The organism is Mesorhizobium sp. WSM4845 (assembly GCF_055811455.1).
Genome location: NZ_JBVVQA010000005.1, coordinates 164,520 through 177,631 on the forward strand (window position 1 = coordinate 164,520; position 13,112 = coordinate 177,631).

At 61.7% G+C, this 13,112-nt stretch carries 13 protein-coding genes and 1 pseudogene; 13 read left to right on the top strand and 1 reads right to left on the bottom strand.

Translation table 11 applies throughout. The features are described 5' to 3' along the window. Positions 1-49: 49 nt before the first annotated feature. Positions 50-2,860: a DNA gyrase subunit A gene (gyrA, locus tag AC0L2C_RS08325; RefSeq protein ID WP_473523153.1), complete on the top strand. Its 2,811-nt coding sequence runs from the start codon at positions 50-52 to the stop codon at positions 2,858-2,860. Positions 2,861-2,917: 57 nt separating this feature from the next. On the opposite strand, the gene AC0L2C_RS08330 is transcribed toward gyrA, so the two are convergent. Next, on the bottom strand, positions 2,918-3,070 hold the full coding sequence (locus AC0L2C_RS08330; RefSeq protein WP_128168117.1) for a hypothetical protein: 153 nt from the start codon (positions 3,068-3,070) through the stop codon (positions 2,918-2,920). A 336-nt stretch (positions 3,071-3,406) separates the two neighbouring features. Here AC0L2C_RS08330 and coaD point away from each other — a divergent pair, with 336 nt between their 5' ends. The 12 genes and pseudogenes from coaD to AC0L2C_RS08390 all read left to right on the top strand — a co-directional run bounded on the left by coaD (position 3,407) and on the right by AC0L2C_RS08390 (position 13,095). Next, entirely contained in the window at positions 3,407-3,907 is a 501-nt protein-coding gene (gene coaD / locus AC0L2C_RS08335; RefSeq protein WP_023801169.1) for a pantetheine-phosphate adenylyltransferase, read from the top strand. Positions 3,908-3,981: 74 nt separating this feature from the next. Continuing rightward, positions 3,982-4,572, top strand: coding sequence for a peptidylprolyl isomerase (locus AC0L2C_RS08340; RefSeq protein ID WP_473523154.1), 591 nt, complete (start codon positions 3,982-3,984; stop codon positions 4,570-4,572). 28 nt (positions 4,573-4,600) lie between these two features. Then, on the top strand, positions 4,601-5,113 hold the full coding sequence (locus AC0L2C_RS08345; protein ID WP_023801171.1) for a peptidylprolyl isomerase: 513 nt from the start codon (positions 4,601-4,603) through the stop codon (positions 5,111-5,113). Then, positions 5,110-5,508, top strand: a complete 399-nt coding sequence (locus AC0L2C_RS08350) for a hypothetical protein (protein WP_287062686.1) — start codon at positions 5,110-5,112, stop codon at positions 5,506-5,508. Before AC0L2C_RS08345 ends, AC0L2C_RS08350 begins: the two co-directional genes overlap by 4 nt. Before the next feature lie 12 nt (positions 5,509-5,520). Beyond that, positions 5,521-6,636, top strand: a complete 1,116-nt coding sequence (queA, locus tag AC0L2C_RS08355; RefSeq protein ID WP_128244870.1) for a tRNA preQ1(34) S-adenosylmethionine ribosyltransferase-isomerase QueA — start codon at positions 5,521-5,523, stop codon at positions 6,634-6,636. Next, positions 6,629-7,759 carry a tRNA guanosine(34) transglycosylase Tgt gene (tgt, locus tag AC0L2C_RS08360; protein WP_473523214.1) on the top strand — a complete coding sequence of 377 codons (1,131 nt, stop codon included), beginning with the start codon at positions 6,629-6,631 and terminating at the stop codon, positions 7,757-7,759. Before queA ends, tgt begins: the two co-directional genes overlap by 8 nt. Positions 7,760-7,990: 231 nt before the next feature. Further along, complete coding sequence (locus AC0L2C_RS08365) at positions 7,991-8,227, top strand: Lrp/AsnC ligand binding domain-containing protein (protein ID WP_095492825.1); 237 nt, start codon at positions 7,991-7,993, stop codon at positions 8,225-8,227. 416 nt (positions 8,228-8,643) lie between these two features. Further along, positions 8,644-10,056: a circularly permuted type 2 ATP-grasp protein gene (locus AC0L2C_RS08370; protein WP_287062683.1), complete on the top strand. Its 1,413-nt coding sequence runs from the start codon at positions 8,644-8,646 to the stop codon at positions 10,054-10,056. A 95-nt stretch (positions 10,057-10,151) separates the two neighbouring features. Next, positions 10,152-10,470 (top strand): annotated as a pseudogene (locus tag AC0L2C_RS08375) (four helix bundle protein). Between the two features lie 63 nt (positions 10,471-10,533). Next, positions 10,534-11,475 carry an alpha-E domain-containing protein gene (locus AC0L2C_RS08380; RefSeq protein WP_128168122.1) on the top strand — a complete coding sequence of 314 codons (942 nt, stop codon included), beginning with the start codon at positions 10,534-10,536 and terminating at the stop codon, positions 11,473-11,475. A 61-nt stretch (positions 11,476-11,536) separates the two neighbouring features. Next, positions 11,537-12,331 (top strand): transglutaminase family protein, encoded by a 795-nt coding sequence (locus AC0L2C_RS08385; RefSeq protein ID WP_287062681.1) that lies wholly within the window; start codon positions 11,537-11,539, stop codon positions 12,329-12,331. A 32-nt stretch (positions 12,332-12,363) separates the two neighbouring features. Then, positions 12,364-13,095 (top strand): proteasome-type protease, encoded by a 732-nt coding sequence (locus AC0L2C_RS08390; RefSeq protein ID WP_287062680.1) that lies wholly within the window; start codon positions 12,364-12,366, stop codon positions 13,093-13,095. Positions 13,096-13,112: the final 17 nt, after the last annotated feature.

Genomic DNA, 13,112 nt, shown 5'->3' on the forward strand with positions numbered 1-13,112 from the left:
GGCTTCCTATATAAGCACCGAGTGATTCCCGATTTGATTGTGACCTGATTTGACCGACCAGAAGACACCGCGCGGCGCCGACGGCGGGCCCACCGGCATCGAGCCGATATCCATCATCGAGGAGATGCAGCGCTCCTATCTCGATTACGCGATGAGCGTGATCGTCAGCCGTGCGCTGCCCGACGTGCGCGACGGGCTGAAGCCGGTGCATCGCCGCATCCTCTACGCTGCCCATGAGAGCGGCTACCACTGGAACCGCAAATATGTGAAGTCGGCGCGCCCGGTCGCCGACGTGATGGGTAAATACCATCCGCATGGCGACGCCTCGATCTACGACGCCTTGGTGCGGATGGCGCAGGACTGGTCGCTGCGCGTGCCGCTGATCGACGGGCAGGGCAATTTCGGCTCGATCGACGGCGATCCGCCGGCGGCGATGCGTTACACCGAATCGAGGCTGACCAAGGTCGCGCATGAGTTGCTGGAAGACATCGACAAGGACACCGTCGATTTCCAGGACACTTATGATGCGTCCGGCAGCGAGCCGAAAGTCCTGCCGGCGCGCTTTCCGAACCTGTTGGTCAACGGCTCCGGCGGTATCGCCGTCGGCATGGCCACCAACATCCCGCCGCACAACCTGGGCGAGGTCTGCAACGGCGCCATTGCCCTCATCGACAATCCGGCGATCGATCTGCCGGCGCTGATGGAGATCATTCCAGGGCCGGATTTCCCGACCGGCGGCATCGTGCTCGGCCGTTCCGGCATCTACAGCGCCTATTCGACCGGCCGCGGCTCTATCGTCATGCGCGGCCGCGTCAACGTCGAGGCGCGCGGCAACGACCGTGAATCGATCGTCATCACCGAGGTTCCCTACCAGGTGAACAAGTCGTCGATGATCGAGAAGATGGCCGAGCTGGTGCGCGACAAGCGTATCGAAGGCATTTCCGACATCCGCGACGAGAGTGATCGCCAGGGCTACCGTGTCGTCATCGAACTGAAGCGCGACGCGGTCGCCGACGTCATCCTCAACCAACTCTACCGTTTCACGCCGCTGCAGACGTCGTTCGGCGCCAACATGGTGGCGCTGAACGGCGGCAAGCCGGAATTGCTGACGCTGACCGACATGCTGAAGGCGTTCGTCGCCTTCCGCGAGGACGTGATCAGCCGGCGCACGAAATTCCTGCTGCGCAAGGTGCGCGACCGTGCCCATGTGCTGGTCGGCCTTGCCATTGCCGTCGCCAACATCGACGAGGTGATAAAGCTGATCCGCAGCGCGCCGGATCCGCAGACGGCGCGCGAGCAGTTGATGGAGCGGCGCTGGCCCTCGGGCGACGTCGAATCGCTGATCCTGTTGATCGACGATCCGCGCCACCGCATCAACGAGGACGGCACCTACAATCTGTCCGAGGAACAGGCGCGCGCCATCCTCGAACTGCGCCTGCAGCGGCTGACAGCGCTCGGCCGCGACGAGATCGCCGACGAGTTGAACACGATCGGCGACGAGATCAAGGATTACCTGGACATCCTGTCGTCGCGCGCCCGCATTCAGCAGATCGTCAAGGACGAGCTTGCCGCCGTGCGCGACGAGTTCGGCACGCCGCGCCGCACCGAGCTGTCCGATGGCGGGGCGGATATGGAAGACGAGGACCTGATCCAGCGCGAGGACATGGTCGTGACGGTCAGCCATTCCGGCTACATCAAGCGTGTGCCGTTGTCGCTCTACCGGGCCCAGCGCCGCGGCGGCAAAGGCCGCTCCGGCATGTCGACCAAGGAAGAGGATTTCGTCACCCGGCTGTTTGTCGCCAACACGCACACGCCGGTGCTGTTTTTCTCCTCGCGCGGCATCGTCTACAAGGAAAAGGTGTGGCGCCTGCCGATCGGCAACCCGCAGTCGCGCGGCAAGGCGCTGATCAACATGCTGCCGCTGGAGCAGGGCGAACGCATCACCACGATCATGCCGCTGCCCGAGGACGAGACCAGCTGGGGCGAACTCGACGTGATGTTCGCCACGACGCGCGGCACGGTGCGCCGCAACAAGCTGTCGGATTTCGTCCAGGTTAACCGCAACGGCAAGATCGCCATGAAGCTGGAAGAGGAGGGCGACGAGATACTCGGCGTCGAGACCTGCACCGACAATGACGACGTGCTGCTGACCGCAAGCTCCGGCCAGTGCATACGCTTCTCGGTCAGCGACGTGCGCGTTTTCCAGAGCCGCAACTCGGTCGGCGTGCGCGGCATCGCCATGGCTGCCAGCGACCGGGTGATCTCGATGGCGGTGATCGAACATGTCGATGCGTCGCCGGCCGAACGCGCGGCTTATCTCAAGCGGGTGGCGGCCGAACGGCGGCTCGCCGCCGGCATTGCGGCGGGCGAGGAAGAAGACTTCCAGCTCACCAATGAGGAGGTCGGCGAGGAGACGGAGCTTTCCGACGAGCGCTACGAATTCCTCAAGGCACACGAGCAGTTCGTGCTGACGGTGACGGAATATGGCTACGGCAAGCGCTCGTCTTCCTATGATTTCCGCCAGATAGGGCGCGGCGGCAAGGGCATCCGCGCCACCGATGTGTCGAAAGTGGCTGAGATCGGCCGTCTGGTCGCGACTTTCCCGGTCGGCAATGACGACCAGATCATGCTCGTCTCGGATGGAGGCACCGTCATCCGCGTGCCGGTCAACGGAATTCGCTTCGCCAGCCGCGCCACCAAGGGCGTGACCATCTTCAACACTGCTGACGGCGAGAAGGTCGTTTCGGTGGAGCGGATAACGGAACCGCAGTCGGACGAGGAAGCCGAAGAGAGTGTCGAAGGCGACGCAACTCTGGATACCGGTACTGAAGGCGCTGGCCCGGACAATAACGCCGAGTAGGTCTTGATGGGCGATGCCGGCCCGATGGACCGGCGCCGTTAACAGGCGGCGACCGGTCTAGAAGTGGCGTGAAGGCTTGCGGATACCGAAGCCTCCGAACCGCTTGGCATTGGACTTGGCGCGGACGCGCTCTGCTTCCTGATGCAGCCCGAATACGGTGGCGATGAGCATGGCGACGGTCATTGCGGTGGCGAGCATGTAGATCAGCATGTGCGTGTTCTCCTGCACCTAGCAACGATCAAATGGGGTTTTGGTTTCATCTTCTGAAGCTGCAATCTAATGAACGCTGCGTGAAGCCTTCGTGATCGGCCCATTCATTGGTCGTTCATCTCGGCCAAAAGGTTCACTCAAAGCGCATCGCGATTACCGTGGCTCAGGCGATGCGCTTTGAAGTCCTGTTTTGGGTGCATGCCGTTGTTCCAAACGGCTGTGCACCTCGGGTCGGGCCCTGACTCAGGCCCAAGGGCAGGCTTTTGCGGCGACATGGATTGGCGGCTCGCCGATCGGATTTGCCTTTGCGAGAGAGGCTCGCTAGAAGCACCTGCCATGACCGAACGCATCGCCCTTTATGCCGGCTCCTTCGACCCGCCGACCAACGGCCATCTCGACGTGCTGAAGGCGTCGCTGGCCGTGGCGGACACCGTCTATGCGGCGATCGGCATTCATCCCGGCAAGAAGCCGCTGTTTTCTTTCGAGGAGCGGGTCGGTCTCATCGAAGCTGCGACGAAGGCCGAATTCGGCCGCGACGGCGCGCGCATCAAAATCGTGGCTTTCGACGGGCTGGTCATCGACGCTGCCAGGAAGCAGGGCGCCTCGATCATGATCCGCGGTCTGCGCGACGGCACCGATCTCGACTACGAGATGCAGATGGCCGGTATGAACGAGACCATGGCGCCTGAACTGCAGACGGTTTTTCTGCCCGCCAGCCCTTCGGTGCGAACCATTACCGCCACACTTGTCCGTCAGATAGCCTCGATGGGCGGCGACGTCCGCGCCTTCGTGCCGGCGGCTGTGGCTGGCGCACTCACCGCCAAGTTTGCGAAATAATGCATGTCGCCCAACGTGGAACCCGGTTTTGGGGCAACGACATGCGTGAAACAAAGGTTTTCGGAGAAAGATCCATGCAGCTCAAAGGGCTCGCCATCTGCTTTGTCGTTCTTTTCGGTCTTGTGACCGCATCCGTTTCGGCGTTCGCCGCCGATCCGGAAAACACCATGGTCATCACGCTGAAGGACGGCGACGTGACCGTCGCGCTCAGGCCCGATCTCGCGCCGAAGCATGTCGAGCAGATCAAGAAGCTGGTGCGCCAAGGCGCTTATGACAACGTCGCTTTCCACCGTGTCATCGACGGCTTCATGGCGCAGACCGGCGACGTGAAGTTCGGCAACATGAAGAACGGCTTCAGCGCCGATGCTGTCGGCACCGGCGGTTCCGATCTTCCCGACCTGCCGGCCGAATTCTCTCAGACCGAGCGCTATCAGCGCGGCGTGGTCGGGATGGCCCGCTCGCAGGACCCGGATTCCGCCAATTCGCAGTTCTTCATCATGTTCGCGCCGGCGCCGCCGCTCGATGGCCAGTACACCATCGTCGGCAATGTCGAGAACGGCATGGAGTTGGTGGACAAGATCAAGAAAGGCGACGCGGCGCAGAACGGGGTCGTCACCGATCCCGATCGCATGATCAAGGTGCGCATCGCCGCCGACGGCAAGTAAACCCATTTGTTTCAAAGGATATTCTGACATGGCCGAGATCAAGGACCGCGAGAACGCGCTCATCATGGAAACGACCAAGGGCAAGGTCGTCATCGAACTGTTTCCCGATCTGGCACCCGGCCATGTCGGCCGTATCAAGGAACTGGCGCGCGAAGGCGCTTATGACGGCGTGGTGTTCCACCGCGTCATCGACGGCTTCATGGCGCAGACCGGCGACGTGAAATTCGGCAATTCCAGCAAGCCCTCTTTCGCACCGTCGCGCGCCGGCACGGGCGGCTCCGACAAGCCCGACCTGAAGGCGGAGTTCTCCAACGCCAATCACGGCCGCGGCACCTGCTCGATGGCGCGCTCGCAGAACCCGAACTCGGCCAACTCGCAGTTCTTCATCTGCTTCGACGATGCCGCCTTCCTCAACCGCCAATACACGGTCTGGGGCCAGGTCATCGAAGGCATGGACAATGTCGACAAGATCAAGCGCGGCGAGCCGGTGCCGGATCCTGACAAGATCGTGTCGCTGAAGGTGGCGGCCGACGTAAAATGACCTACCGAGCTGTCGCGACGATCACTCTGATGCTTGTCGCGGCGGCTACTCCGGCGCTGGCGACAGAATCGATTGTTTGCAGCGCTGAGGGCAACGCGGCATCGATCGACGTCCTGATGGGGCACACTGCCGTCATCGCGGTTGCGCGCGTATGGCTTGATGCCGGCGGCAGGAACTGGACCACCGACGGTCAGCCGGGTTCGACGAAAGTCATCGTCGGACAGGCATTCGAGGACGACCAGCAGATGGCGATCGATCTCACCGATGAGGGCATCAGCTCGATCGTAGCCAAATTGCGACTGGTCAAGGCCAGCGAACAGTCCAATTTCGCAATGGGCGGCACGCTGAGCATCGACGGTGTTGGCGCCTGGGCGGTGACCTGCCCGGAATTTTGAGGCGGGGTTTTCTTGCGCGTCGATCTATTCGACTTTGATCTGCCGGAGGAGCGCATCGCGCTTCGACCGGCGGAACCGCGCGACAGCGCCAAAATGCTGGTTGTCAGACCGGGTGAGGGACTTGAGGACCGGACGGTGCGCGAGCTGCCGTCCCTGCTCGAGACCGGTGACGTGCTGGTCTTCAACGATACCAAGGTCATCCCGGCGCAGCTGAAAGGCATAAGGCGGCGCGGCGAAGCAGCGGCGCAGGTCGAAGCCACGCTGCACATGCGGGTGGCTCCCGACCGCTGGCTGGCTTTCATGCGGCCGGGCAAGCGCATCGCCGTCGGCGACCGCATCCATTTTGGCCATGACGCCAATTCCTGCTTTCTCGGCCAGCTTGATGCCACGGTGATCGCGAAGGGCGAGGCCGGCGAGGCTTTGCTCGGTTTTGACCTCTCAGGTCCGTTTCTCGATGAGGCGCTGCACGCCGTCGGCCACATTCCGCTGCCGCCTTACATCGCTTCGAAGCGCGACGACGACGAACGCGACCGCAAGGACTACCAGACCATCTATGCCAGGGAGGAGGGGGCTGTGGCGGCACCCACTGCCGGCCTGCATTTCACGCCCGAGCTTTTCGCCGCTCTCGATGCCAAGGGCGTCGAGCGGCGCTTCGTCACCATGCATGTCGGCGCCGGCACGTTCCTGCCGGTGAAAGTCGACGACACCGCCGACCACAAGATGCATGCCGAGATCGGTTCTGTCAGCCCGGAAACCGCCGCGGCGCTCAACGCGGCGAAGGCGCGCGGTGGGCGCATCATCGCCGTCGGTACGACGTCGCTGCGCCTGCTGGAGAGCGCCACGCGGGAGGACGGCACATTGGCCGGATGGTCGGGTCCGACCGACATCTTCATCACGCCCGGCTATCGTTTCAAGGCCGCCGACATGCTGATGACCAATTTCCATCTACCGCGCTCAACGCTGTTCATGCTGGTTTCGGCGTTTTGCGGTCTGAAAACAATGCGTGCGGCCTATGCGCATGCCATCGAGACCCGCTACAGGTTCTACTCCTACGGAGATGCAAGCCTTCTGTTCAAAGAGGAGAACGATGGACGCGCGCCCGGTATACGACAAGAATTCAATGACTAAGGCGTTCACCTTCGAGGTGCTGGCGACCGACGGCAAAGCGCGGCGCGGCTCCATCACCATGCCGCGCGGAGAAATCCGCACGCCGGCCTTTATGCCGGTCGGCACCGGCGGCACGGTCAAGACCATGTATATGGATCAGGTGCGCGGCGTCGGCTCGGATATCATCCTGGGCAACACCTATCATCTGATGCTGCGGCCCGGCGCCGAACGTGTGGCGCGGCTTGGCGGCCTGCATGAATTCGCCCGCTGGCCGCACCCAATCCTGACCGACAGCGGCGGCTTCCAGGTGATGTCGCTGTCGAAGCTGAGGAAACTGAACGAAAAGGGCGTTACCTTCCGCTCGCATATCGACGGCGCCGCCCATGAGATGTCGCCCGAGCGCTCGATCGAGATCCAAGGGCTGCTCGATTCCGACATCCAGATGCAGCTCGACGAATGCACCGCGCTGCCGGCCATGGAGAAGGAGATCGAGCGGGCCATGGAGCTGTCGCTGCGCTGGGCCGAGCGTTGCAGGACGGCGTTCGGCGACCAGTCCGGGAAGGCAATGTTTGGCATCGTCCAGGGCGGCGACATACCGGCCCTGCGGCTGCGCTCGGCGCAGGCGCTGAAAGCGATGGACCTCAAGGGCTATGCGATCGGCGGGCTGGCGGTCGGCGAGCCGCAAGCGGTGATGCTCGAAATGCTCGACATCACCTGCCCGGAACTGCCCGCCGACAGGCCGCGTTATCTGATGGGTGTCGGCACGCCCGCCGACATATTGAAATCGGTGGCGCGCGGCATCGACATGTTCGATTGCGTGATGCCGACGCGCGCCGGCCGCCATGGCCTCGCCTACACTCGGCGCGGCAAGGTCAATCTGCGCAACGCCCGCCATGCCGACGATCCGCGTCCGCTGGACGAGCAAAGCGACTGCCCGGCCGCCAGAGATTATTCACGCGCCTATCTGCATCATCTGGTCCGCTCGCAAGAGGCGCTGGGGGCGATGCTTCTGACCTGGAACAATCTTTCCTACTACCAGAGGCTGATGCAGGACATTCGTGCCGCCATCGACGCCGGCGCCTTCGAGGCGCGGGCGGCGGAAATTTGCGAGGGCTGGGCTAGGGGCGATATCCCGGCGATGTGATCGAGCGCTCAGGTGCTCAGCGAAGTGCCACGCGCAGGTTGCAGCCAGTGATGCGGGAACTGCCGTCGGGTAATCCTTGCCGTCCGGCCCGACGATCAGCGGGCGCGAACATTTCGGCGATTGGCTGCACTTAAATCGGGTTCTGCCTGAGCGCCGTCCTGATGCTTGAAAGCCGGGCGGCAGTCTGCCACAAGGGCCGATTATGCGTGCAAGCTTGAGCAGGACCGGGCAATGAAGGCATTTTTCGTGCAGATAAAGTGCGATCTGGGTAAGTCCTATGACGTTGCCGGCGCGTTGGCCGATGCCGAGATCGCCTCGGAAATCTACTCGACAGCAGGCGACTACGATCTGCTCGCCAAATTCTATGTCGACGACGAGGAAGACATCGGCCATTTCGTCAACGAGAAGGTGCAGATTCTTCCAGGTATCAAGGACACGTTCACGGTCGTCACCTTCCGTGCGTTCTGAGAGACCGTTTGGAAACTCTACTCTGGCCGCCATCTGATGGCGTTTTCTGCGCTTCCGGTGCTCACGGACCAGCGCATGACCCTGGAAACCGATTTCGGTTTCCGGAAAGGGATCATGCGCAAATGCAAAGTGTTAGAGCGCTGCGCGTCCAATTGGACGCGCAGCGCTCTAATGTCCGCTGCGCGCCGGTTCTCGAAACCACCACCATATGACTCGCCAGAGCGAATTTCGAAACAGTCTCTGAGCGGCGCCGGCCGCCTGCCCGGGCACGAGGCAAAGCCTGACCCAGCCATATCGGCGATGCCCTAATTTTAGGCAGGTCGCGACATACTGATCGCCAGCATCCTCCAAATCACCGATTGCGCTTGATTTTCTCGCGTGACGCCAGTGAAATGGCCTCACAGGGGAGTATGCGATTGGCAGCGTTCGACGAAATGCTTCCGGATATCTCCGGATTGAGGAAACCGTATTCGGCTTACGACCGCTGGCTGAAGGACCAGGATCCGGCCAGGCTTAGCGAGAAGATGCAGGACGCCGAACGCGTCTTTCGCAAGACCGGCATCACCTTTGCCGTCTATGGCGAGCAGGAAGCCTCCGAACGCCTTATTCCCTTCGATATCGTCCCGCGCATCATTTCCGGCAATGAATGGCGACGGCTGACGCAGGGCATCGAGCAGCGCGTCCAGGCGCTGAACGCGTTTCTCGACGATATCTACCACCGCCAGGAGATCTTGCGCGCCGGGCGCGTCCCCAAGGAATTGATCGCCAAGAACGAGGCGTTCCTGCCGGAGATGATCGGGGTACGGCCGCCGGCCGGCGTCTACACCCATATCATCGGCGTCGATATCGTTCGCATCAGCGAGAACGAGTTCTATGTGCTGGAGGACAATGCGCGCACGCCGTCCGGCGTCTCCTACATGCTGGAGAACCGCGAGACGATGATGCAGCTCTTCCCAGAGCTGTTCCAGCAGATCAAGGTGCGGCCGGTGGAAAACTATCCGCAGCTCTTGCGCCAGTCGCTGGCAGCGGTGCGACCGCTGAGCACCAAGGGTGCGCCGACCATTGCCGTGCTGACGCCGGGCAGCTTCAACTCCGCCTATTTCGAACATGCCTTCCTTGCCGACCAGATGGGCGTGCAGCTTGTCGAGGGGCAGGATCTGCGCGTCGTCGATGGCCACGTCGCGATGCGTACGACCGAAGGCTACAAGCAGATCGACGTGCTTTATCGAAGGGTGGACGATTCTTTCCTCGATCCGCTGACCTTCCGTCCGGACTCAGCACTTGGCGTGCCGGGCATCATGGATGTCTACCGCGCCGGCAACATCACCATCGCCAACGCGCCGGGAACCGGCATCGCCGACGACAAGGCGATCTATTCCTACATGCCCGAGATCGTTGAATTCTACACCGGCCGTAAAGCAATCCTCGGCAACATCCCGACCTGGCGCTGCTCGGAGCCGGACAGCCTGAAATACGTGCTCGAACATATCGACGAGCTGGTGGTCAAGGAGGTGCATGGCTCCGGCGGCTACGGCATGCTGGTCGGACCGGCGGCGACCAAGAAGGAATGCGAGGATTTTTCCAGGAAACTTGCGGCAAGACCGTCGAACTACATCGCCCAGCCGACGCTGGCGCTGTCGACCTGTCCGATCCTGACCGACAAGGGACTGGCGCCGCGCCATGTCGATCTCAGGCCCTACGTGCTGGTATCCGACCGCATCCAGATCGTGCCGGGCGGGCTGACGCGTGTGGCGCTGAAGGAAGGCTCGCTGGTGGTCAATTCGTCCCAGGGCGGCGGGACGAAGGATACATGGGTGCTGGATGATTAGAGTGGGAAGTAGCGAGTAGGGAATAGCGAGTAGCGAATAGGGGGTGTGCGACGGCGATCAATTCTTACAGGGACCTGATTGTTTGGAAGGCAGCCATCGAATTGGCGGTAGATTGCTATTCTGTGACGACAGGGTTCCCGAGCAAGGAAGCATACGGAATGACCTCTCAGATAAGGCGCTCGGCGGCGTCACGCAGCAAACATCGCGGAGGGTCACGGACGAGAAAATACGGGAGCCTTCATTCAATTTCTGCGCATTGCTCAAGGTTCTCTTAAAGAATTGGAAACGCACCTGATCTTGTCCGGGAGAGTGGGCTTGGTGGTTGAGAAAGAGGGTGGTCGGTTGCTTAACCAAACCGAGGAGATCGGAAAAATGTTGCGTTCGATGATCAGGAGTCTGCAACAGAAGTCATGAAGTCTTTTTTCCCCTATTCGCTATTCGCTATTCGCTATTCGCTCGAGATCGAGGCAGATTGAGATGCTTCTCGGCCGCACCGCCAACGGGCTCTACTGGATGAACCGCTACATCGAGCGGGCGGAAAACATGGCGCGGCTGGTCGATGCCGGGCTGCGCATGGCGCTGACCCGCACCCAGAACGCCTCCGAAGAGTGGAATTCGGTGCTGCTCAGTGCCGGTTCGGACGCTGCCTTCACGCAGAAATATTCCGACTATACCGCCGCCAACGTTGCCGATTTCCTGCTGCGCGACACATCCAACCCGTCGAGCACGATGACGTCGATCGAAACGGCCCGTAACAATGCCCGCATGGTGCGCACCGCATTGACGCGCGAAACCTGGGAAAGCATCAACGAAGCCTGGATGTCGCTGAAGCGCATGCTGGCCAAGCCGATCGACGAACGCGACCTGCCCAGCGTGCTCGACGCGATCAAGCGCGAAACGGCACTGATCCGCGGCTCGTTCTACGGTACCATGCTGCGCAACGAGATCTTCGATTTCTCGCAGCTCGGCACCTATGTCGAACGTGCCGACAACACGGCGCGCATCCTGGACGTGAAATACTACGTGCTGTTGCCGTCGATCTCGTGGGTCGGCTCCACTCTCGACAACTACCAGTGGGAATCGATCCTGCGTTCGGTGTCGGCGCATCGCTCCTATCGCTGGGTCTACGAGGCCGACTACAAGCCGAGCAACATCGCCGACTATCTGATCCTCAACGTTCGCATGCCGCGCTCGCTGACCTTCTGCTACCGTTTCCTGACGGAGCATCTCAGATTCCTGGGCGACGATTATGGTGAGCGCCATGCCTGTCATGTGACAGCCGGCAAGACCCAGGCCATGCTGGCCGCCGGCTCGATCAAGGACATATTCGACGCCGGCCTGCATGAATTCCTGGCCAATTTCATCCGCGACAACATCAGGCTCGGCGACGAGATCGCGCAGGACTACAGGTTTAATTGAGCATGATCCCGGAAAGTGGAAGCCGGTTTCCGGGAAAGATCATGCTCAGGGGACGAGAGCAATGCGGCTGAAGATCACTCACCGGACCGAGTACCGCTACGATGCGCCGGTGCACTATCTGTTACAGCGGCTGCGGCTGCTTCCAGTGAGCGGACCGACACAGACCGTCTTGTCCTGGGCGCTGAAGATCGAAGGGGCACGCGAAGAGGTGCGCTTCACCGACCATTTCGGCAACGACACGCGGCTTTTGAGCGTCGAAGGTGAGCGCGATTTCATCACCGTCGAGGCATCGGGCGAGGTGGTGACACGCGACACATCAGGCGTCAGCGGGCCACATCAGGGCTTCGCGCCGCTGTGGTTGTTTGGCCAGGAAACGCCGTTGACCACGATAGGCGGCGGTATTCGCGAACTCGCGGCCTCGGTCGGCGAGGGGGCCGATATCGAAAGGTTGCACCGGCTGATGGCGGTGATCGGCGAGCGCGTCGCCTATACGCCGGGCACCACCAACGCGGCGACCCCGGCCGAGGACGCGCTGGCGCTCAAGACCGGCGTCTGCCAGGACCACAGCCACATCTTTGCCGCCGCCGCGCGGGCCATGGGGTTTCCGGCCCGCTACGTCAGCGGCTATTTGATGATGGATGCGGCGGTCGAGCAGGCGGCGAGCCATGCCTGGGCCGAAGCGCATGTTGCGGGCCTTGGCTGGGTCGCGTTCGACGTCGCCAACGGCATTTCGCCTGACGAACGCTATGTGAAGGTGGCAACCGGCCGTGATTACCGCGATGCCACGCCCGTTTCAGGAATTCGACTGGGACAAGCGGAAGAACAGCTTGCGGTGACCGTCACCGTGGAGCAGTAATCCCCGGCAAGATTTGCTGCCAAAGGGATTCGATGACCTATTGCGTCGGCTTGAAGATCGATCGCGGGCTCGTGTTCATGTCGGACACGCGCACCAATGCCGGCATGGATTCGATCTCTACCTTCAAGAAGATGCATGTCTGGGAGCAGCCGGGCGAGCGCGTCATCGTGCTGATGTCGGCCGGCAATCTGGCGACGACGCAAGCTGTCGTCAGCCTGCTCGACGAGCGCACCAAGGCGGTGGCCGATCGCCACGCCACGCTGCTTGAAACGCCGTCCATGTACCAGACGGTGCGGCTGGTCGGCGACACCGTCAAGGAAGTCATCGCCAGTTCGTCGCCGGCGGGCGAAAAGGCCGATTCCTACTTCAATGCTTCCTTCATCCTCGGCGGCCAGATCAGGGGCAGCGCGCCGCGGCTGTTCATGATCTATCCGGAAGGCAATTTCATCGAATCGACCGAAGACACGCCGTTCTTCCAGATCGGCGAGACCAAATACGGCAAGCCGATCATCATCCGCGCCTATGAGAAGGCGATGAGTTTCGCCGAGACGGTGAAACTGCTGCTGGTGTCGTTCGACTCGACGCTGAAATCGAACCTGTCGGTCGGTCTGCCGCTCGACCTGCTGTTCTACGAAAAGGACGCCTTCAAGGTCAGCCTGAAGAAGCGGATCGCCCAGGACGACCAATATTATCGGACGATCTCGGACGGCTGGTCGAATGCACTGAAGGCTGCTTTTGCGAGCCTGCCTGACTTTCCCGAGTGAAAGCCTCCGTTTTTCGT

Bases quoted from the DNA above. Each gene is read 5' to 3' on its own strand.
- AC0L2C_RS08330 (WP_128168117.1), bottom strand. From the start codon at position 3,070: ATGCTGATCTACATGCTCGCCACCGCAATGACCGTCGCCATGCTCATC.
- coaD (WP_023801169.1), top strand. From the start codon at position 3,407: ATGACCGAACGCATCGCCCTTTATGCCGGCTCCTTCGACCCGCCGACC.
- AC0L2C_RS08340 (WP_473523154.1), top strand. From the start codon at position 3,982: ATGCAGCTCAAAGGGCTCGCCATCTGCTTTGTCGTTCTTTTCGGTCTT.
- AC0L2C_RS08345 (WP_023801171.1), top strand. From the start codon at position 4,601: ATGGCCGAGATCAAGGACCGCGAGAACGCGCTCATCATGGAAACGACC.
- AC0L2C_RS08350 (WP_287062686.1), top strand. From the start codon at position 5,110: ATGACCTACCGAGCTGTCGCGACGATCACTCTGATGCTTGTCGCGGCG.
- tgt (WP_473523214.1), top strand. From the start codon at position 6,629: ATGACTAAGGCGTTCACCTTCGAGGTGCTGGCGACCGACGGCAAAGCG.
- AC0L2C_RS08365 (WP_095492825.1), top strand. From the start codon at position 7,991: ATGAAGGCATTTTTCGTGCAGATAAAGTGCGATCTGGGTAAGTCCTAT.
- AC0L2C_RS08380 (WP_128168122.1), top strand. From the start codon at position 10,534: ATGCTTCTCGGCCGCACCGCCAACGGGCTCTACTGGATGAACCGCTAC.
- AC0L2C_RS08385 (WP_287062681.1), top strand. From the start codon at position 11,537: ATGCGGCTGAAGATCACTCACCGGACCGAGTACCGCTACGATGCGCCG.
- AC0L2C_RS08390 (WP_287062680.1), top strand. From the start codon at position 12,364: ATGACCTATTGCGTCGGCTTGAAGATCGATCGCGGGCTCGTGTTCATG.